19 protein-coding genes and 1 tRNA gene are annotated in these 20,423 nt (G+C 72.7%); 12 read left to right on the top strand and 8 right to left on the bottom strand.

Annotated elements, in window-relative coordinates; translation table 11 throughout:
• Positions 1–41: 41 nt before the first annotated feature.
• The 5 genes from pgl to tkt are packed head-to-tail and all read right to left on the bottom strand — an operon-like array spanning position 42 to position 7,192.
• The gene (pgl, locus tag AC1DUE_RS08635) at positions 42–1,487 is read right to left on the bottom strand and encodes a 6-phosphogluconolactonase (protein ID WP_477038997.1); all 1,446 of its coding nucleotides are present in this window, start codon (positions 1,485–1,487) and stop codon (positions 42–44) included.
• A complete protein-coding gene (locus tag AC1DUE_RS08630) occupies positions 1,484–2,401 on the bottom strand; it encodes a glucose-6-phosphate dehydrogenase assembly protein OpcA (protein ID WP_477038996.1) in 918 nt (305 codons plus the stop codon). Before AC1DUE_RS08630 ends, pgl begins: the two co-directional genes overlap by 4 nt.
• Complete coding sequence (zwf, locus tag AC1DUE_RS08625; protein ID WP_477038995.1) at positions 2,398–3,939, bottom strand: glucose-6-phosphate dehydrogenase; 1,542 nt, start codon at positions 3,937–3,939, stop codon at positions 2,398–2,400. Before zwf ends, AC1DUE_RS08630 begins: the two co-directional genes overlap by 4 nt.
• Positions 3,936–5,030 (bottom strand): transaldolase, encoded by a 1,095-nt coding sequence (gene tal / locus AC1DUE_RS08620; protein ID WP_477039272.1) that lies wholly within the window; start codon positions 5,028–5,030, stop codon positions 3,936–3,938. The genes zwf and tal overlap by 4 nt, the downstream gene beginning before the upstream one ends.
• Entirely contained in the window at positions 5,027–7,192 is a 2,166-nt protein-coding gene (tkt, locus tag AC1DUE_RS08615) for a transketolase (RefSeq protein WP_477038994.1), read from the bottom strand. Before tkt ends, tal begins: the two co-directional genes overlap by 4 nt.
• 394 nt (positions 7,193–7,586) lie before the next feature.
• Here tkt and AC1DUE_RS08610 point away from each other — a divergent pair, with 394 nt between their 5' ends.
• The 12 genes from AC1DUE_RS08610 (at position 7,587) to AC1DUE_RS08555 (ending at position 18,164) form a co-directional block, all read left to right on the top strand.
• Positions 7,587–8,513: a heme o synthase gene (locus AC1DUE_RS08610; protein ID WP_477039271.1), complete on the top strand. Its 927-nt coding sequence runs from the start codon at positions 7,587–7,589 to the stop codon at positions 8,511–8,513.
• A gap of 4 nt (positions 8,514–8,517) precedes the next feature.
• Positions 8,518–9,453, top strand: a complete 936-nt coding sequence (locus AC1DUE_RS08605) for a site-specific tyrosine recombinase XerD (protein ID WP_477038993.1) — start codon at positions 8,518–8,520, stop codon at positions 9,451–9,453.
• 115 nt (positions 9,454–9,568) lie between these two features.
• Positions 9,569–10,384: a ParA family protein gene (locus AC1DUE_RS08600; protein WP_477039270.1), complete on the top strand. Its 816-nt coding sequence runs from the start codon at positions 9,569–9,571 to the stop codon at positions 10,382–10,384.
• Complete coding sequence (locus AC1DUE_RS08595) at positions 10,368–11,276, top strand: segregation and condensation protein A (RefSeq protein WP_477038992.1); 909 nt, start codon at positions 10,368–10,370, stop codon at positions 11,274–11,276. Before AC1DUE_RS08600 ends, AC1DUE_RS08595 begins: the two co-directional genes overlap by 17 nt.
• Entirely contained in the window at positions 11,273–11,938 is a 666-nt protein-coding gene (scpB, locus tag AC1DUE_RS08590; protein ID WP_477038991.1) for an SMC-Scp complex subunit ScpB, read from the top strand. Before AC1DUE_RS08595 ends, scpB begins: the two co-directional genes overlap by 4 nt.
• Positions 11,935–13,191 carry a pseudouridine synthase gene (locus tag AC1DUE_RS08585; protein ID WP_477038990.1) on the top strand — a complete coding sequence of 419 codons (1,257 nt, stop codon included), beginning with the start codon at positions 11,935–11,937 and terminating at the stop codon, positions 13,189–13,191. The genes scpB and AC1DUE_RS08585 overlap by 4 nt, the downstream gene beginning before the upstream one ends.
• Entirely contained in the window at positions 13,188–14,297 is a 1,110-nt protein-coding gene (locus tag AC1DUE_RS08580; RefSeq protein WP_477038989.1) for a prephenate dehydrogenase, read from the top strand. Before AC1DUE_RS08585 ends, AC1DUE_RS08580 begins: the two co-directional genes overlap by 4 nt.
• The gene (gene cmk / locus AC1DUE_RS08575; RefSeq protein ID WP_477038988.1) at positions 14,294–15,004 is read left to right on the top strand and encodes a (d)CMP kinase; all 711 of its coding nucleotides are present in this window, start codon (positions 14,294–14,296) and stop codon (positions 15,002–15,004) included. The genes AC1DUE_RS08580 and cmk overlap by 4 nt, the downstream gene beginning before the upstream one ends.
• Positions 15,001–15,687 (top strand): lysophospholipid acyltransferase family protein, encoded by a 687-nt coding sequence (locus AC1DUE_RS08570; RefSeq protein WP_477038987.1) that lies wholly within the window; start codon positions 15,001–15,003, stop codon positions 15,685–15,687. The genes cmk and AC1DUE_RS08570 overlap by 4 nt, the downstream gene beginning before the upstream one ends.
• 10 nt (positions 15,688–15,697) lie before the next feature.
• The gene (locus tag AC1DUE_RS08565; protein WP_477038986.1) at positions 15,698–16,501 is read left to right on the top strand and encodes a class I SAM-dependent methyltransferase; all 804 of its coding nucleotides are present in this window, start codon (positions 15,698–15,700) and stop codon (positions 16,499–16,501) included.
• A gap of 45 nt (positions 16,502–16,546) precedes the next feature.
• Positions 16,547–18,022, top strand: coding sequence for a ribosome biogenesis GTPase Der (gene der, locus AC1DUE_RS08560; protein WP_477038985.1), 1,476 nt, complete (start codon positions 16,547–16,549; stop codon positions 18,020–18,022).
• 68 nt (positions 18,023–18,090) lie between these two features.
• Positions 18,091–18,164 (top strand) — tRNA-Pro (locus tag AC1DUE_RS08555).
• Between the two features lie 155 nt (positions 18,165–18,319).
• Here AC1DUE_RS08555 and AC1DUE_RS08550 read toward each other — a convergent pair.
• The 3 genes from AC1DUE_RS08550 to AC1DUE_RS08540 are packed head-to-tail and all read right to left on the bottom strand — an operon-like array spanning position 18,320 to position 20,369.
• Complete coding sequence (locus AC1DUE_RS08550) at positions 18,320–19,639, bottom strand: tyrosine-type recombinase/integrase (RefSeq protein WP_477038984.1); 1,320 nt, start codon at positions 19,637–19,639, stop codon at positions 18,320–18,322.
• Positions 19,636–19,779: a hypothetical protein gene (locus AC1DUE_RS08545; protein WP_477038983.1), complete on the bottom strand. Its 144-nt coding sequence runs from the start codon at positions 19,777–19,779 to the stop codon at positions 19,636–19,638. Before AC1DUE_RS08545 ends, AC1DUE_RS08550 begins: the two co-directional genes overlap by 4 nt.
• On the bottom strand, positions 19,776–20,369 hold the full coding sequence (locus AC1DUE_RS08540) for a hypothetical protein (RefSeq protein ID WP_477038982.1): 594 nt from the start codon (positions 20,367–20,369) through the stop codon (positions 19,776–19,778). Before AC1DUE_RS08540 ends, AC1DUE_RS08545 begins: the two co-directional genes overlap by 4 nt.
• Between the last annotated feature and the right edge of the window lie 54 nt (positions 20,370–20,423).

Here is a 20,423-nt window from a genome sequence, read left to right as displayed (position 1 = left end):
ACTTTCGACACGGTGGGACCACATCGCAACAGGAGCGGCGGTCAGAGGACGCGCAGCAGGGCGAACCCGTCGTAGCCCTTGGCGCCCACCGTCTGGATCACGGTCGAGTCGAAGCTGGGGTTGTCCGTGAGCAGGTCGACCATCGTGCGCACGCCCTGGACCCGCCCGTCCGGGTGGTCGGGGTCGAGGACCCCGCCGCCGCGCACGACGTTGTCGACGATGATCAGCGACCCGGGGTGCGTCAGCTCGAGCGACTGCCCGAGATACCGCGGGATCGACTCCTTGTCGGCGTCGATGAAGACCAGGTCGAACGCCTCGGTGCCGTCGGCGATCAGCCGGTCGAGCGTCTCGATGGCCGGTCCGACGAGCACCTGCGTGGCATCGCCGAGGCCGGCGCGCTCCAGGGAGTCCGCGGCGACCGCGGCGTGCTCCGGGGAGATCTCGAGCGTCGTCAGCGACCCGTCCGCCGGCAGGGCGCGGGCGAGCCAGACGGTGCTGTACCCGCCGAGCGTGCCGATCTCGAGGATCCGGCGCGCGCCGACGGCCTGGGCCACGAGGTGAAGGAGCTTGCCCTGGTTGGGGGCGACGGCGATGTCCGGCAGCCCGGCGGAGACGGCGCTCGCGCGCGTGTCCGCGAGCGCGACGTCCTCGGGCACGAGGACGCCGAAGTAGTCGTCGACGGCCGTCCAGAGGTCCTTGGCCGGCCCGGCGGGCGGGGCCTCGGCAATGGCGAGCGCGGCCGTCGCTGCGGCGTCGACCAGCCAGAGGGTGCGCTCGGTGCCCACGGCGCCCGCCGCGGGCGTCACGGTCACCGACGCACCGCCGAGGGCGGACGCGACCGCGTCGGCCTTCTCGGCGCCGGCGGCCACGACCCACACCTCACGGGCGGCCCGGATCGCGTCGAACGTCAACGAGACGCGCAGCGGGGGAGGCTTGGGGGAGCCGTGCACGCCGACGGTCGTGGAGTACTGGGCACCGAGCGCCTCGTGACCCGGGAACAGCGACGCCACGTGCCCGTCGGGTCCCATGCCGAGCAGCAGGACGTCGAACGCGGGGTCGCCGGCCGCCGCCAGCTCCGAGGCGTACAGGGACGCCGACACCTCGGGCGTCGGGACCTCGTCGCTGAGCGCGGGCATCGGGTGCACGTTCTCGGCGGGCAGGGCGTCGCCGAGCGCGTCGATGAGCGCCTCGCGCGCCTGGGTCTCGTTGCGGTCGGCGTGGCCGTCCGGCACGAACCGCTCGTCGCCCCACCACAGGTGCACGCCCGACCAGTCGACGGCGTCGCGCACCGGACTCGCCGCGACGGCACGCAGCGAGGCGATGCCGACGGTGCCGCCGGTCAGGACGACGTGCAGCGGCGCCCGGTGCGACTGGAGGTCGACCAGGCGCGTGAGCAGACGTGCGGCCACCGCCTCCGCGAGGACCTCGGCGGAGGGGTGGACCACGACGTCGCGGGGAGCGTGCGCGGGGAGGCGCGGGCCGGTCACGCCTGGAGCCTCGCAAGCCCCTTCTGCAGCACCTCGCCGTAGACCTCGTCGGCGTCGAGGCGCCGCAGCTCCTCCGCCAGGCACTCGCGCAGCTGGCGGATGGGCAGGGCGATGCGGTGCTCCGGCTGGTCGGGCTGGTGCAGCGCGGCCGTCTTGCCGTCGGGCCGGTCCAGGACGATGTCACCGGAGGTCCGCTCGAGCCGGACCTGCGTGATGGCGAGCGCCTCGCTGACGCGCTCGATCTCGACCGGGCAGCGCAGCGACTGCGCTAGCCAGGCGGCCATGAGGTCGACGGACGGGTGGTTCGACTGCCCGACCACCACGGCCTTGTGCACCGGCTCGAACGGCGGCTGGTCGAGCGTCGCCGCGATGAGGCCGCGCCAGAGGGTTGCGCGGGTCCAGGCGAGGTCGGTGTCTCCCGCGACGTAGGTCTCCGCCAGCTGCTTGAGCGTGGCCGACGGGTGCAGCACCTGCGTCGAGTCGGTGATCCGTCGGGTCGCCATGCGACCGATCGGGTCCTCAGCGACGTTGGCGGGCACCTCGTACGGCCACCAGGCCACGATCGGGGCGTCGGGCAGCAGCAGAGGGATCAGGAGCGTGTCGAGGTGCCGCTCGAGCGCGCCGGACGGGCGCAGGACGAGCACCTCGCTGGCGCCCGCGTCGCCGCCGAGCCGGATCTGCACGTCGAGGTTCGACTCCTTGTCGGCCACGTCGTTCGCGATGACGATGACCCGGCACGGGTGCTCGCGGCTGGCGTCGTTCGCGGCCTCGATCGCCTCCTCCGGGTCGTGGTCGCCGACGGACACGACGAGCGTCAGGACCCGGCCGAGAGCGATCGCCCCGCCTTCGTCACGCTCCTTGAGCAGCCGCTTGTTGACGTCACGGGTGGTCGTCGCTGGCATCTCGATGATCATGGCCGTCTCCAGGCTCGTCCGTCGCGCGCCATCATCTTGTCCGCCGACTCGGGTCCCCAGGTGCCCGAGCGGTACTGGTCGGGCTTACCGTGCGCCGCCCAGTAGGCGGTGATCGGGTCGAGCACCTTCCAGGAGAGCTCGACCTCCTCGTGCCGCGGGAACAGGGGAGGGTCGCCGAGCAGGACGTCGAGGATCAGCCGCTCGTAGGCCTCGGGGGAGGACTCGGTGAACGCGTGGCCGTACCCGAAGTCCATCGTGACGTCGCGGACCTCCATCGCGGTCCCCGGCACCTTGGCGCCGAACCGGAGGGTGACACCCTCGTCGGGCTGCACGCGGATGACCAGCGCGTTCTTGCCGAGCTCCTCGGTCGCTGTGGACTCGAAGGGCAGGTGCGGGGCGCGCTTGAAGACGACGGCGATCTCGGTGACGCGTCGGCCCAGGCGCTTGCCGGTGCGCAGGTAGAACGGCACCCCGGCCCAGCGGCGGTTGTCGATGTCGACGCGGATCGCGGCGAACGTCTCGGTGGTGGACTCCTTGTCGAAGCCCTCCTCCTCGAGGTAGCCGACGACCTTCTCGCCACCCTGCCAGCCGGCCGCGTACTGCCCTCGCGAGGTGTGCTTGCCGATGTCGCGGGGGACCTTGACCGCCGAGAGGACCTTGATCTTCTCGGCGCGCAGGCCGTCCGCCTCGAACGACGCGGGCTCCTCCATCGCCGTGAGCGCGAGCAGCTGCATGAGGTGGTTCTGGATGACGTCGCGCGCCGCGCCGATGCCGTCGTAGTACGACGCCCGCCCGCCGATGCCGATGTCCTCGGCCATCGTGATCTGGACGTGGTCGACGTAGTTGGCGTTCCAGATCGGCTCGAACAGCTGGTTGGCGAAGCGCAGCGCCAGCAGGTTCTGCACCGTCTCCTTGCCCAGGTAGTGGTCGATCCGGAAGATGTCGTCGGGGTTGAAGACGTCCGAGACGATGTCGTTCAGCTCGCGCGCGCTGGCCAGGTCGTGACCGAACGGCTTCTCGATGACGACGCGGCGCCACGTGCCCTCGGTCGGCTGCGACAGGCCCGACCGGGCGAGCTGCTTGCACACCACGGGGAACGAGCTCGGCGGGACCGAGAGGTAGAACGCGTGGTTGCCGCCGGTGCCGCGGTTCACGTCGAGCTCCTCGACGGTCTCCCGCAGCCGATCGAACGCGTCGTCGTCGTCGAACGTGCCCTGCACGAACCGAATGCCCTCGGCCATCTGACGCCAGGTCGCCTCGCGGAACGGCGTGCGGGCGTGCTCGCGGACGGAGTCGTGCACGATCTTCGCGAAGTCCTGCGTCGCCCAGTCACGCCGGGCGAAGCCCGTGAGCGCGAAACCGGGCGGGAGCAGGCCGCGGTTGGTCAGGTCGTACACGGCCGGCATGAGCTTCTTGCGCGCGAGGTCACCGGTGACCCCGAAGATCACGAGGCCGCAGGGCCCCGCGATCCGCGGGAGTCGTCGGTCCCGTGCGTCGCGGAGCGGGTTGTTCCCGGCGCTGACCTTGCTGGGGCTCACCTGGCGTCTCCCGACTCGATCTGCTTCGCGGCGGCCGCGAGGCCGTCGGACACCGTCGAGAGCAGCTGTCCCCACGCGGTGGTGAACTTCTCGACGCCCTCGTCCTCCAGCTGCTGGGTGACCTGGTCGATGTCGATGCCCAGGCCGCCGAGCCGGTCGATGACCGACTGCGCGGCCTCCTGCGTCCCGGTGACCGTGTCGCTGCCGTCGCCGCCGTGGTCGGCCACGGCCTTGAGCGTGGCCTCCGGCATGGTGTTCACGACGCCCGCGACGACCAGCTCGTCCACGTAGAGCGTGTCGGGGTAGGCCTTGTCCTTGACGCCGGTGGACGCCCACAGCGGGCGCTGCGGATGGGCGCCGGCCGCGGCGAGCGCGCGCCAGCGGTCCGAGGCGACGACCTCCTCGAAGACGCCGTAGGCGAGCCGGGCGTTCGCGATCGCCGCCGTCCCGCGCAGGCCCGCGGCCTCGGGGGTGCCGAGCTCGTCGAGGAGCGGGTCGATCGCGGTGTCGACGCGGGAGACGAAGAACGAGGCGACGGACGCGATCGGCGCGAGGTCGTGCCCGGCCGCGGCTGCGCGCTCCAGGCCGGTCTCGAAGGCGTTGAGGACCGCGCGGTACCGGTCGAGCGAGAAGATCAGCGTGACGTTGACGCTGATCCCCTCGGCGAGCACGGCGGTGATGGCCGGGAGGCCCTCGACCGTCGCAGGGATCTTGATGAAGACGTTGGGCCGGTCGACGGTCGCCCACAGCGACTTCGCCGACGCGATGGTGGCGTCGGTGTCCTTGGCGAGCCGCGGGTCCACCTCGATGGAGACGCGCCCGTCGACGCCGTCGGTGCGGTCGTACACCGGGCGCAGGACGTCGGCCGCCTGCCGCACGTCGTCGGTCGTGATGGTGAAGACCGCGTCGTCCACGTCGCTGACGCCTGCGGCCACGAGCTCACGCAGCTGCGCGTCGTAGGCGTCGCCCTTGGACAGGGCGGCGGCGAAGATCGACGGGTTGGTGGTCACGCCGACCACGCCGCTGTCCGAGACGAGCTCGGCGAGGTTGGCCCCGGTCGACCCGGGGCCGGCGCGTCCGGTCAGACTCAGACCTGCTGGTCGCCCGTGCCGCKCGCGMGCGGCAGCCCGGGTGTGTTGGCGGGGCCGCTGTTCGCCGCCGCGATGGACTCGTGCGCGGCCGCGACGACGTGCTCGGCCGTGAAACCGAACTCCTCGAACAGCTTCTCCGCCGCGGCCGAGGCGCCGTAGTGCTCGATGGACACCGACCGGCCGGCGTCGCCGACGATCTTGTGCCACGAGAGCGCGATGCCGGCCTCGACGGAGACGCGGGCGCGCACCGTGGACGGCAGGACCGACTCGCGGTACGCGTTGTCCTGCTCGGCGAACCACTCGAGCGACGGCGCGGACACGACGCGCGTGGCCACACCGGCGGCCTCGAGGATCGTGCGGGCCTCGACGGCGAGCTGGACCTCGGAACCCGTGGCGATGAGGATCACCGACGGCGTGGGCTTGCTCGCCTCGAGGAGCACGTACGCACCGCGCGCGACGCCGTCCGCGGACGCGAAGCCGTCCTCGCCGCGGGGGAACGTCGGGACGTTCTGCCGGGTGAGGATCAGGGCGACGGGGCCGGTGGTGTGCTCGAGCGTGGCCTTCCAGGCCGCGGACGTCTCGTTGGCGTCGGCGGGCCGGACGACCGTGAGGCCGGGGATCGCACGGACCGCGGCGAGGTGCTCGATCGGCTGGTGCGTCGGGCCGTCCTCGCCGAGACCGATCGAGTCGTGCGTCCACACGTAGACGGCCGGCACCCCCATGAGCGAGGCGAGCCGCACGGCCCCGCGCATGTAGTCGCTGAACGTGAAGAACGTGCCGCCGTACGGCCGGGTCAGGCCGTGCAGCCGGATGCCCGACAGGATCGAGCCCATCGCGTGCTCGCGGATGCCGAAGTGCAGCGTGCGGCCGAACTGGTCGCCGGCGAACTCGGTGGTGGAGCGCTTGGCCGGGAGGAAGGACGGCTCGCCCTTCATGGTCGTGTTGTTCGAGCCGGCGAGGTCGGCCGAGCCGCCCCACAGCTCGGGCAGCACCGAGGCGAGCGCCGAGAGGACCTCGCCCGAAGCCGCACGGGTGGCCACCGACTTGCCGGCGGGGAACACGGGCAGCGCGTCGGTCCAGCCGTCGGGCAGCCCGCCCGCGACGAGCCGGTCGAGCAGGGCGGCGCTGTCCGGGTTGGCGGCGCGCCAGGCGTCGAACGACTCCTGCCACGCGGCCTTGACCGGCGCGGTGCGCTCGCTCAGCCCGCGCGTGTGCGCGAGCACCTCGGGGTCCACGTCGAAGGACCGGTCCGGGTCGAACCCGAGGACCTCCTTCAGGCCGCGCACCGCGTCGCCGCCGAGCTTGGAACCGTGCGCCGAGTGCTCGTTCGTCTTGCCGGGCGTCGGCCACGCGATCAGGGTGCGCAGGCCGATGAACGACGGGCGGTCCGTGACGGCCTTGGCGGCCTCGATCGCGGCGTGCAGCGAGTCGACGTCTTCGACATAGCCGTCGGGCCCGGCGGTCCAGTCGACGAACTGCGTGTGCCAGCCGTAGGCCTCGTAGCGCGCGACGACGTCCTCGGTGAACGCGATCTCGGTGTCGCCCTCGATCGAGATGTGGTTGTCGTCCCACAGCACGATGAGGTTGCCCAGCTCCTGGGTGCCGGCGATCGACGACGCCTCGCTGGTGACGCCCTCCTGCAGGTCGCCGTCGGAGGCGATGACGTACACGAAATGGTCGAACGGGCTGGTGCCCGGTGCCGCCTCGGGGTCGAGCAGGCCGCGCTCACGGCGGGCGGCCATCGCGAAGCCGACCGCGGACGCGAGGCCCTGACCGAGCGGGCCGGTCGTGATCTCGACGCCGGTCGTGTGCTTGTACTCGGGGTGGCCGGGGGTCTTGGAGCCCCACGTACGCAGCGCCTCGAGGTCGGACAGCTCGAGCCCGAAGCCCGCCAGGTAGAGCTGGATGTACTGCGTGAGGCTGGAGTGGCCCGCCGACAGGATGAAGCGGTCGCGTCCCAGCCAGTGGGGGTCGGCCGGGTCGTGCCGCAGCACGTTCTGGTAGAGCAGGTAGGCGGCGGGGGCCAGGCTGATCGCCGTCCCCGGGTGGCCGTTGCCGACCTTCTCGACCGCGTCTGCGGCCAGGACACGGACCGTGTCCACCGCCTTCACGTCAAGATCGGTCCAACCGACCGTCTGCGCCAGGGGAGCCTTCGCGTTCACCGCACCTCATTCCCACCCTGACCGAGGCGGCCGGGTGACGTGTCGGACGAGATCGAGCAGCCACAACGGGCTGCCGGGCAGGGTCGGCGTCGCGCCTTCGCGGCGGTCGTCGGACCGTGCATCTCGACCTTATAGCGCACGTGACCATGCTCGCCGGGCGTGACCAGGACCGCGCATGTGCCGGTGGTCACGTACCCGCCCGAGCGACCGATCTCACACGTGGTCCGCGACGAATCGGGCGGGCCTGTCGCACCGGCGCCAGGTGCAGGCCGTAGCATGGCTGCGCGACATAACCCCCGCCGGACACGAACGGAAACCGCAGCGCGTGCGCCTCAGCAGCCCTCTGTCAGTCGAAGACGCCGGAGCGTCGGACGACCAGGCCGCTGTCGGCCCGCTGCACGGCTCGCCGGCGGTCACCACGTCCGTCCCGACGAACCGGGTGCGCCGTGTCGTCGGCCCGTACGTCGCGCTGACCAAGCCGCGCGTGATCGAGCTGCTGCTGGTCACGACCGTCCCGACGATGATCCTCGCGGCCGGTGGCTGGCCGGGGCTCGGGCTCGTGCTCGCGACGCTCGTCGGCGGTGCCGCGGCTGCCGGGTCGGCCAACGTGCTGAACTGCTACCTCGATCGCGACATCGACAAGATCATGAACCGCACCAAGCGGCGTCCGCTGGTCACCGGCGAGGTCAGCCCGCGGGCGGCGCTGATCTTCGGGACCGCGCTCGGCGTGTTCTCGCTGGCCTGGCTGTGGCTCGTCGTCAATCCCGCGTCGGCCTGGCTGACCGCGGCCGCGATCCTGATCTACGTCGTCGGCTACACCATGATCCTCAAGCGTCGTACCCCGCAGAACATCGTGTGGGGCGGCGCCGCGGGGTGCATGCCGGTGCTGATCGGCTGGTCCGCGGTGACCGGTGGCCTCTCGTGGACGGCCGTGCTGCTGTTCGGCGTCATCTTCTTCTGGACGCCGCCGCACTACTGGCCGCTGTCGATGAAGTTCAAGAAGGACTACGCCGCCGCGGGCGTCCCGATGCTCCCGGTCGTCGCCAAGGACACCAAGGTCGCGCGGGAGATGATCGGCTACACGCTGGCGATGATCGCCTGCTCCCTGCTGATCTGGCCGGTGCAGGGCATGACCTGGGTCTACGGGGTCGTCGCGACCGGGCTCGGCATCTGGTTCCTCTGGACCAACATCAGCCTGCTGCGCCGCGCCGAGGACCCCACCCGCGGCAAGCTCAAGGCGATGACCGTCTTCCACGCGTCGATCACCTACCTCACGCTGCTGTCGATCGCGCTGGCAGTGGACGTGTTCCTGCCGCTCTGACGCCGTGACGACCATCGAGGTCTCCCTCGAGACCTATCTGGCCCACCTCACCGTCGAGCGGGGCCTGTCCACCAACACGCTGCTCGCCTATCGGCGCGACCTCTCCCGGTACGTCGCGTTCCTCGCCTCCCGCGGCTGCGACGAGCCGGGGCTGATCCGTGAGCGGGACGTCGAGGACTACCTCCTGGCCGTCCGGACGGGAACCGATGGACGGACCGCGTTGTCGGCGTCGTCAGCTGCTCGGTCGGTCGTGGCCGTGCGGGGGTGGCACCGGTTCCTGCTGCTGGACGGCGTGACCGGCACGGATGCCGCCAGCGCGGTCCGTCCGCCGGCGCAGCCCAAGCGCCTGCCCAAGGCGATCTCGGTCGACGACGTCGAGCGGCTGCTGGACGCGGCCGGGCTGGGCGACGGACCGGTCCCGCTGCGCGACCGGGCGCTGCTCGAGCTCGTCTACGGCACCGGCGCCCGCATATCGGAGGCTGTCGGCCTCGATGTCGACGACCTCGACCGGACGCCCGGGTTCGCGTCGGTCCGGCTGTTCGGCAAGGGCCGCAAGGAACGGGTCGTGCCCGTCGGCACGTTCGCGCTGGAGGCCGTGGACGCGTACCTGGTCCGCGGTCGGCCCGGGCTGGCGACCGGCAGCAAGGGCGGGTCGCCGGGGCTGTTCCTGAACACGCGCGGTGCGCGGCTGAGCCGGCAGAGCGCCTGGGCGGTGCTGCGGTCTGCCGCCGAGAGGGCCGGGCTCGCCGGTGCGGAGCACGTGTCCCCGCACACGCTGCGGCACTCGTTCGCGACGCACCTGCTGGCCGGCGGCGCGGACGTGCGGGTGGTCCAGGAGCTGCTCGGGCACGCGTCCGTGACGACCACGCAGATCTACACGCTGGTGACGCCGGACACGTTGCGCGAGGTGTACGCCGCGTCCCACCCCCGCGCCCGATGACCGTTGTGGCGCCCACGGTCTGTCGCGCGGCGCCGGGGGCATCGGCTCCGGTAGGTTGTGCGGCGTGGTGAGCCAGCAGACGACCGACCCCCAGCTCGACGCCGTCGGGCGGCCGATGCCTGAGTTCCCGGACCCCGCTCCGCTCGCCTCGCACGGTCCCGCCCGTGTGATCGCCCTGTGCAACCAGAAGGGTGGCGTCGGCAAGACGACCACCACGATCAACCTGGGTGCCGCGCTGGCCGAGTACGGGCGCAAGGTGCTGATCGTCGACTTCGACCCGCAGGGCGCCGCGTCGGTCGGGCTGGGGGTCAGCCCGCACGAGCTGGACCGCACGGTCTACAACCTGCTCATGGAGCGGGACGCGGACATCCACACGCTGATCCAGCAGACCGCCACGCCGAACCTGGACCTGCTGCCCGCGAACATCGACCTGTCCGCCGCCGAGGTGCAGCTGGTGGGGGAGGTGGCCCGGGAGACGGTGCTGGCGCGTGCGCTGCGACCGGTCCTCGACGACTACGACGTCATCTTCATCGACTGCCAGCCGTCGCTGGGCCTGCTCGCGGTGAACGCCCTGACCGCCGCGCACGGCGTCCTCATCCCGCTCGAGTGCGAGTTCTTCGCGCTGCGCGGCGTCGCGCTCCTGGTCGAGACGATCGACAAGATCCGCGACCGGCTCAACCCTCGTCTCGAGCTCGACGGCATCCTGGCGACGATGTACGACCCCCGCACGCTGCACGCCCGCGAGGTCGTGGCGCGGGTGCACGAGGCGTTCGGGGACGCGCTCCTGCACACGGTCATCAGCCGCACGGTGAAGTTCCCCGACGCGACGGTGGCCGCCGAGCCCATCACCACGTACGCCCCGACGCACTCCGGTGCGGCGGCCTACCGGCAGCTGGCACGTGAGCTCGTCGCCCGTGGCGACGCCGCCTGACGAGCGCGCGGCCCCGCTCTCCGAGGCTGTACACGGGTCGCCGGAGGCGACGTCGCCCGCGGGGACCCAGGCCTTCAACGTCCACCTGAGCAACTTCAGCGGGCCGTTCGACCTGCTGCTGGGCCTGATCGCCAAGCACAAGCTCGACATCACCGAGGTCGCGCTCGCGCAGGTCACCGACGAGTTCATCGGGTACCTGCGCGCCGCCGAGAAGGAGTGGGACCTCGGCCAGGCGAGCGAGTTCCTGGTCATCGCCGCGACGCTGCTCGACCTCAAGGCGGCCCGCCTGCTGCCGTCGGCCGACGTCGAGGACCAGGAGGACATCGAGCTCCTCGAGGCCCGCGACCTGCTGTTCGCCCGACTGCTGCAGTACCGCGCCTACAAGCTCGTCGCAGCCGACCTGGCCGAGCGGTTCTCCACCGAGGGTCGCCGGTTCCCGCGCCTGGTGACGCTCGAGCCGCACCTCGCCGCCCTGCTGCCCGAGCTCGTCTGGCAGATCGGTCCCGAGGAGCTCGCCGCGCTCGCCGCGAAGGCGGAGCAGCCGCGGGCAGCCGCGCCCGGCGTCGACATCAGCCACCTGCACGCACCGGCCGTCAGCGTGCGCGAGCAGGCCGCCGTGCTCGTCGACCGGCTGCGGCACGGCGGCGCGATGTCGTTCCGTGCCCTGACTGCGGATGCCGACGCGACGATCGTCGTCGTGGCCCGCTTCCTCGCGCTGCTGGAGTTGTTCCGTGAGGGTGCCGTCGCGTTCGACCAGGTCACGCCCCTGGGCGAGCTGACCGTGCGCTGGACGGGTTCGGCCGAGGGGGACATCGAGGTGTCCGACGACTTCGACCAGCTCGACACCACCATCGAGACCGTGCCCGACGAGGCGCCGCAGGAGGACGCATGACAGAGCCGACCACCGACGAGGCCGTCGTGGCCGCTGCAGACCCCGGGGTCGACGCCGCTGCCGCCGACGAGCTCGCCTTCGACGTCGACGACCTGCCCGGCGGCGCCCTGTCCGCCCTCGAGGCCGTCCTCATGGTGGCCGACGAGCCGATCCCGGCCATCCGCCTCGCCACCGTCCTCGCGCTCCCGACGGACCGCGTCGAGCAGCTGCTCCAGACGCTCGCCGCCGAGTACCGCGGCGAGCACGGTGGCCGTCCCCGTGGCTTCGAGGTGCGGCGGGCCGGCGACGGGTGGCGGATCTACTCGGCACCGGTCTACGCGGACGTGGTCGGCCGGTTCGTGCTCGACGGCCAGACCGCGCGGCTCACGCAGGCCGCGCTGGAGACCCTCGCGGTGATCGCGTACCGACAGCCCGTCACGCGCGGGCAGGTCTCGGCGGTGCGTGGCGTGAACGTCGACGGCGTCGTGCGCACCCTCACCACCCGCGGGCTGGTGGCCGAGGTCGGCACCGACCCGTCGAGCGGTGCGGTCCTGTACTCGACCACGGGATACTTCTTGGAGCGGATGGGGCTGTCCAGCCTGGACGAGATGCCTCCGCTCGCGCCCTACCTGCCGGACATCGACGCCTTCGACGGCGTCGACCAGGCGATCGGAGACAGATGATGACCCCGCAGGCACCACGCTCGGGAGGTACCGGGTCGACCGGCGGACGGTCCGGAGGCTCGAGCTCTGGTCAGGGCCGCAGCGGCGGGTCGGGCGCGAGCCGCAGCGGCGGCTCGAAGCCCAGCTCCGGCGGCTCGCGCAGCTCCGGCTCCGGCAGCAGCGGCGGCGGCTCGCGCGGCGGAAGCTCCGGCGGCTACCGCGGCTCGGGCGGCGGCGAGGGCTACCGGGGGAGCACGGGCGGCGGCGACGGCTACCGCAGCAGCGGTGGGTCGGGCGGCGGCTCGTCGCGCGGTTCTACCAGCGGCGGCGCCTCGCGGGGCGCGGCCGGGACCGGAGGTTCGTCGCGTGGTGGGGCGAGCACCGGTGGCTCGTCGCGCGGTGGTGCTCCGAGCTCGTCGCGCGGTGGTGCTCCGCGCGCGAAGTCGGGCTACCCGCGCAGCAGCGCTCCGGCCGGCGCCAGCCGGTCCCGCACCCCGGCACGACCGCCGCGCCAGCGCGTCCCCGAGGTCACGATCGACGTCCACGACCCCGACGGCGTGCGCCTGCAGAAGGTGCTCGCCGCGGCCGGCCTCGGCTCGCGCCGCGCCTGCGAGGACCTCATCTCGGCCGGTCGTGTGACCGTCGACAACAACGTCGTCCGCGAGCTCGGCGTGCGAGTCGACCCGCTGAGCGCCGTGATCCACGTCGACGGCCTGCGCGTGCAGCTGGACACCTCGATCGTCACGATCGCGCTGAACAAGCCCAAGGGCGTCGTCTCGACGATGCACGACCCGGAGGGCCGCCCGTCGATCGGCCAGTACGTCCAGGACCGCACCGAGCGCCTGTTCCACGTCGGTCGGCTCGACGCCGAGACCGAGGGCCTGATCCTGCTGACCAATGACGGCGAGCTGGCCAACCGGCTGGCGCACCCGGCCCACGCGGTCCCCAAGGTCTACCTGGTCCAGCTCGAGGGTCGCGTCACCAACTCCCTGGGCGGCCGCCTGCTCAAGGGCATCGAGCTCGAGGACGGGCCGGCCAAGCTGGACAAGTTCCAGATCGTGCAGACGACCCCGCAGGCCAGCCTGGTCGAGGTCGAGCTGCACGAGGGGCGCAACCGCATCGTCCGGCGCATCTTCGAGGAGGCCGGGTACCCGGTCACCGGCCTGGTCCGCACGCAGATCGGCCCGATCCGGCTCGGCGACCTGAAGACCGGCCGCACGCGCGTCCTGTCGAAGACCGAGGTGGGCTCCCTGATGGTTCGGGTGGGCATGTGACCCTGGCGACCCGTGGGCCGGTGCGCATCGTCGGCACCGGGCTGCTCGGCACGTCGGTCGGGCTCGCCCTGACCACCCAGGGCGTCGACGTCGTCCTGCACGACCCGTCCCGCACGGCGCTGGCGCTCGCCCGCGACGTCGGTGCGGGACGCCCCGCGTCGGCCGGCGACCTGCCGCCCGCGATCATCGTCGTCGCCGCCCCGCCGGACGTCACCGCCGACGTGGTGCGCGCCGAGCTCGAGGCGTACCCCGACGCGGTCGTGACCGACGTCGCCAGCGTGAAGGGCTACGTGCTCGCCGAGCTGCGCGCCGCCGGGGCCGACCTGACCCGGTACGTCGGCTCGCACCCGATGGCCGGCCGTGAGCGGTCCGGGCCGAGCGCCGCGGTGCCCGACCTGTTCCTCGGACGACCGTGGGTGATCGCCGACTCGGGTTCGTCGCGACCCGACGCCGTGCTGGCGGTCCGCTCGCTCGCCGTCGACCTCGGCGCGGTGCCGGTGGCGATGGACGCGGACGCCCACGACGCCGCCGTCGCGGCCGTCTCGCACGTGCCGCAGGTCGCCGCGAGCCTGGTGGCCGCACGCCTGCGCGACGCGGACGACGAGGCGCTCGGCCTGGCCGGGCAGGGCCTGCGGGACGTCACGCGCCTCGCCGCCTCGGACCCCGCGCTGTGGACCTCGATCCTGGCGGCGAACGCGGCCGCGGTGCACGAGGTTCTCGTCGGGCTGCGCACGGACCTCGACGCCGTGATCGACGCCCTCTCGCACGCCGCGAAGGCGGACGGACCCGAGACTGTCGAGCTCGGAGCGCTCTCCGCGATCGCGCGGGCCATCAGCGAGGGCAACGCCGGCGTCGCACGGATCCCCGGCAAGCACGGTGGTGCGCAGCGCACGTACGCGGTGGTCTCCGTCCTCGTGCCGGACGCGCCGGGCGAGCTGGCACGGCTGCTCACCGACGTGGGCGTTGCAGGGGTCAACCTCGAGGACCTGCACCTCGAGCACGCGGCCGGACGACCGGTCGGCATGGCGGAGATCTCGGTGCTGCCCGGCAGCGTCGAGCACCTGGAGGCGGAGCTCACGGCCCGCGGTTGGAGACTGGTGAGTTGAGCACGACCGTTGTCGTGGCGATCGACGGGCCCTCGGGTTCCGGCAAGTCCAGCGTGTCCCGGGCCGTGGCGAGCGCCCTCGAGCTGGCCTACCTGGACACCGGCGCGATGTACCGCGCGGCCACCTGGTGGTGCGTGGAGCAGGGGCTGGACCTGACGGACCACGCCGCGGTCGCCGCCGCGGTGGACGGGTTCCCTCTGGTCATGGGCCTGGACCCCGCGCACCCGACGGTGCACGTGGGCGGCATCGACGTCCACGAGGCGATCCGGACGACCGAGATCACCGCCGTCGTCAGCGCGATCGCGACGAACCTCGAGGTGCGCGCGCTCCTGGCCCGGCTGCAGCGCGACGCCATCGCGGCCTCGAAGGAGCCCGACTCGTTCTCGCAGGGGCGGGGGATCGTCGCGGAAGGTCGCGACATCACCACCGTGATCGCGCCCGACGCCGACGTGCGGGTGCTGCTGACCGCGAGCGAGGAGGCCCGGCTGGCCCGCCGCGCTCGCGACGTCCACGGCACGGCCGACGCCGCGGCGGTCGAGGCCACCAAGGACCAGGTGCTGCGCCGCGATCGCGACGACTCGACGGTCGTGCAGTTCCACGTCGCCGCCGACGGCGTGGTGACGGTCGACTCGTCGCACCTGAACTTCGAGGAGACGGTGCAGGCGGTGCTGGAGGTCGTCGAGACCGAAGTCGGCCCTCGGCCGTGAGCGCCCCGTCGGTGTGGGGGCCGCGCTGGTCCCGGTGGATCGGCAGGTTCCTCGCGCGCGTCGTCTGGAACACGACGGTCACGGGTGCCTCGAACGTGCCCACGACCGGGCCCGTGCTCATGGCCGCGAACCACACCGGCATCCTCGACGGCCCGCTGCTGCACGGAGTCGCGCCGCGGCCGTCTCACGTGCTCGTCAAGGAAGAGATGTTCTGGGGACCGATCGGGTGGATCCTGCACGCCGCCGGCCAGATCCCCGTGGACCGCGAGGGTGGCCGGACCGCCCTGACGGAGGCGCTGGGCGTGCTGAAGCGCGGCGGACTCGTGGGCGTCTTTCCCGAGGGCAACCGCGGCCGCGGTGACGCGACGAGCGCGCGGGCCGGCATCGCGTGGCTCGCGCTGAACGGGCACGCACCGGTCGTGCCGGTCGCGGTGCTCGGGACGCGACGGACGGGGGAATCCGTGAACAAGGTCCCGGGTTTGCGACGACGCCTCGCGATCGAGTTCGGCGAGCCGCTGGTCATCGAGCGCGCCCCTGGCATGTCCGGCAAGGTCGCCATCGAGGCGGCGAACGAGGCGATCCGGATCGCGCTGGCGGAGGTCGTCGCGGCGGCCGTGGCGCGCTCGGGCATCCCGCTGCCCACCGACGACCCTCAGCGCGAGCGGAGCGGCACGCCCGAGTAGGGTGCCCGGCATGGACGACTCCCTGTACGCCGGGAGCGCCCGCCACTACGGCGTCGGGCGGATGGCCTACCCACCGCAGCTCGCCGACGTCGTCCGCGACGCGCTCGGGCTCGACGGGTCCGGTCGGCTCCTCGACGTGGGCTGCGGGCCGGGCTCGCTCACGCTGCTGCTCGCACCGCTGGTCGAGCAGGCGGTCGGCGTCGACGCGGACCGCGACATGCTGCACGAGGCTGACGCCGCGGCGTCGCGCGCGGGCGTCACGAACGTGCAGTGGCGTCACCTGCGGGCTGAGGACCTGTCCGCCGAGCTCGGCACCTTCCGGGTGGCGGCCTTCGCGCAGTCCTTCCACTGGATGGATCGCCCGCTGGTCGCGCAGAAGGTCCGCGGGCTGCTCGATCCGGCGGGGGCGTGGGTGCACGTGAGAGCGATGACCCACCGCGGCGTGCCCGGTACCGCCGGTGCGCCGCCCTGGGACCTCGTCGACGAGCTCGTCGTCCGCTATCTCGGCCCGGTGCGCCGCGCGGGCACGTCGGTGCTGCCGGACGGCACGGCCGGTGGCGAGGAGGACGTGATGAGAGCGGCCGGCTACCGGGGGCCGCGACGCATCGAGATCGCGCGCGGAGATCTCGTGGAGCGGTCCACCGACGAGGTCGTCGCGGCCGTGCTCTCCCTGTCCAGCTCGGCCCCGCACCTGTTCGAGGACCGGCTGGCGGCGTTCGAGTCCGACCTGCGCGCGCTGCTCGGACGAGCCTCGCCGGAGGGCCGGTTCGTGGAGCGCACGGTGGACGTCGAGCTCGTGATCTGGACCCCGTGAGCGCCGGGGTCGTCCCGCGGTGCCAGCACCTGGGACAATGGGCGCATGACCGAGACTGATCCTGCCCTGGTGCTGCCCGACGAAGAAGGCGACGCCCAACGCGAGCAGGCTCTGCGCGCCGGCCTGACCGAGTACGAGCTCGAGGACGAGGACCTTGCCCTCCTGCACTCCGACGGCGACGGGGACGGCGCCGACGAGCGCGTCGTCGTCTACCCGGTGCTGGCCGTCGTCGGCCGCCCGAACGTCGGCAAGTCGACCCTCGTCAACCGCATCCTCGGCCGCCGCGAGGCCGTCGTCGAGGACAAGCCGGGCGTCACCCGCGACCGCGTGAGCTACCCCGCCGACTGGTCGGGACGCCGGTTCACGCTCGTCGACACCGGTGGCTGGGAGGTCGACGTCGCCGGCATCGAGGCGCGGGTCGCCCAGCAGGCCGAGGTCGCGATCTCGCTGGCCGACGCCGTGATCTTCGTCGTCGACGCGACCGTCGGCGTGACCGAGACCGACACCCAGGTCGTGCGGCTGCTCCGCCGCTCGGGCAAGCCCGTCGTGCTCTGCGCCAACAAGGTCGACGGTCCCGCGGGCGAGGCCGACGCCGCGAACCTCTGGTCCTTGGGCCTGGGGGAGCCGTTCCCGGTCTCCGCCCTGCACGGCCGCGGCACCGGCGACCTGCTCGACGCTGCGATCGACGTGCTGCCCGAGGTCTCCGCGCACGGCACCCCGATCCCCGACGGCCCGCGCCGCGTGGCCCTGATCGGCCGCCCGAACGTCGGCAAGTCGTCGCTGCTCAACAAGGTGCTCGGCTCCGAGCGCGTCGTCGTCGACTCCGTCGCCGGCACCACGCGGGACCCCGTCGACGAGCTCGTCGCGCTCAAGGGCAAGCCCTGGGTGTTCGTCGACACCGCCGGCATCCGGCGCCGCGTGCACCAGACCTCCGGTGCCGACTTCTACGCCTCGCTGCGCACCCAGGCCGCGATCGAGAAGGCCGAGGTCGCCGTCGTCCTGGTCGACGCGTCCGTGAAGATGACCGAGCAGGACACGCGCGTGATCTCGCAGGTCATCGAGGCCGGCCGCGCCCTGGTCATCGCCTACAACAAGTGGGACCTCATGGACGAGGACCGTCGTCCGTTCCTCGAGCGCGAGATCGAGCAGGACCTGGTCCAGGTGACCTGGGCCCCGCGCGTGAACATCTCCGCGATGACCGGCTGGCACACCGACCGCCTGGTCCCCGCCCTGGAGAAGTCCCTGGCGTCCTGGGACACCCGCATCTCGACGGGCCGCCTGAACGCGTTCCTCGGCGAGCTCGTCGCGTCGCACCCGCACCCGCTGCGCGGCGGCAAGCAGCCCCGCATCCTGTTCGCCACCCAGGCATCCACCCGCCCGCCGCGCTTCGTGATCTTCGCGACGGGCTTCCTCGACCCCGGCTACCGCCGGTACATCGAGCGTCGCCTGCGCGAGACGTTCGGCTTCGAGGGCACGCCGATCTCGATCTCGGTGCGCGTCCGCGAGAAGCGCAAGCGCTGATCGGCCGATTGCGTGCAGGGACGCCCCTGACTCTGAGGTAGAGTTTCCGAGGCTCCTGCGGGGGCCAACGGGCTGTAGCGCAGCTTGGTAGCGCACTTGACTGGGGGTCAAGGGGTCGCAGGTTCAAATCCTGTCAGCCCGACAGATTCGCAGAGGCGGGACACCGCTCCCGACCTGCGGAAACATGACGAGAGGGCCGTACCGGACTAGACCCCGGTACGGCCCTCTCTCGTTGCTTCTCACAGCGGCTCTCACAAATGGCGTCGCGCGGCTAGACCCCCACCGACGCCTACACAGTCACTGCGCGATGGTGCTCGCTGCTGTCGTGGCCCTGCCGAGCGCAGCCGCTGCTGCGGCGATTCCGGTCGCACCCGACTCGGGCAGGTACGTCGCCAGATGGACCTCCACCGTGTGCCCGAGCAAGGCCGCAGCGTCCGCGGGCGGGACGCCGAGCGAGTGCAGCCAGAACGCCAGCGAGTGCCGGACGCTGTGCAGCCGGATCGGCGGCACGCCTGCCGCGCGGGCGAGCCGCCGGAAGCGGTCGGAGTAGACCTCTGGCCGCAGCCCGAGCCCGAGGGCGTCCACGACCGCCAGGCCGCTGTCCGTCCACGCGCCACCCGCCCGCAGCCGGTCGGCCGCCTGCGCAGCCCGCAGCGAGCGGAGCGCCGCCACGGTCCCGGCGTGGATCGTCTCGACCGGCACGGCCCGCCGACGCTGCGCACTCTTGGGCTCGTCCACGTGGTCACCGCCGTCCAGCGCGACGCGACCCTGACGGATCGTGACAACACCGGCAGCCAGGTCGACGTCAGACCAGCGCAGCCCCATGACGTCGGCCCGGGTCAGGCCGCACAGCGTGAGACGCCACGCCGCCGCCAGGGCGTCGGTGTCGGCTGTGTCGCGGAACGTGAGCAGTTCCGCGGCTTGCCAGTGCTCTAGGTCGCGCCCGACCAGCGCCCGCTGCCGTGGACGACGGGCGAGGCGCACCACGTTGCGCGGGACGACGCCCTCATACGTCGCCACGTCGAGCGCCTGCGCCAGCGCGACGAGCGCCGCCCGCACCGACCGCGGCCCGAGCGCCTGCCCACGCTTGCCACCCTCACGGCCCATCCACGCCGCCAGGCTCTCGATGTCGCGCACTGTGACCTCACGGACGTCACGGGCGCCAAGGTGCCGCAGGACGGGCGCCAGCGCGTTGCGATAGCCCTCGACAGTGACCGGCCGCACGTCGCTGCGCGACTCCAGCCAGCGGTCGCACAGCGCCGCGATGGTCTCCGGCCCCCGCAGGCCGCCCGCGTCGGCGACCTCGGCCCGGACCTGCTCGACGAACGCGCGCGCGGCCTCCAGCGTCGGCAGCGTGCGCGTCACCTGCCTGCGCCGCGCCGCCTTGGGCGCGGTGGCGTCCACGACGACCCGGAATCGGTCGGCGCCGAGGCGCCGGATCGGCTCGGACCACTGCGGGCACTGGGGGCACGTCCAGCCCACGACGCGCTCGGCGCCGTCGGCGGCCCGCTCGGTGATCCGGTGCCAGTCGCGCCGTTGGTTGCCGCGCCGCGTGCTACAGGCCGCACACACGCCGTCGGCGTTCTCGGGCAGCCGCTGCCGGTTGCCGGTGCTCACGCGGTCACCTCGGCACTCGGCGCGGGCGCGGTCGGCTGGGTCGTCGCCAGGGTGAGCAGCGCCGCGACCCTCGCGCACTGTTCGTCGGTCAGCACGGGCGGCGGGGCCGTCTGCCCCGGGTCGCGTGTCGTGGTGCTCATGGTTGTGCTCCTTCGGTGTCGTGCCCGGCGGTCGGTCCGTCGGGCTGGTCCGGGCCGGTGGTCGGCTCGGAAGTCTTGGGGCGTGGGCCACGCCGTCGGGGCGGCATGAGGTCGGGCACCTCGCGGTACGCGCGGCCGATCCAGTCGTCAACGGTCGACAGACTGCGGCTGTATTGCTTGGCGATGTCCTCGCGGGACACCCCCCGCGAGCGCAAGGCCGCGATCTCCTCAGGGGTCGGCACGTCGTCTGGGAGCGAGATGCCGCCGGGGCGGACCATGAAGAATCCGCCGCCCGCGCTCTCGTGCTCGGCGAGGAACACCTGGACGAACCGCGCGAGCGCATCGACCGGCACTCGCAGCATCGCGACGTCGACCGGTGTGGTGTCGTCGTCCGGCTCGATCTCCAGCGTCCGGACAACCGCGCGCCCGTCGCGAACGCCGACGGACACCCGGTAGGTCACCCGGCGATCCGGGTCGTGCACCTCGGCACCGGGGTGGCGGCGGGTGCGGCCGGGGCCGCCTTTGGGGTCGGGCACGTACTCCCGGCGCCACCACGGAACGGCCGACCAGTTGCGGTGTATTGGTCTCACAAACCGCAGTTTACCAGTCTTGCAACTGCGGCTGAGGCGGACGACAGTGTGCGC

It is taken from the genome of Cellulomonas sp. P4_A2, from assembly GCF_056402515.1.
This window is presented reverse-complemented; position numbering and strand designations above follow the sequence as displayed.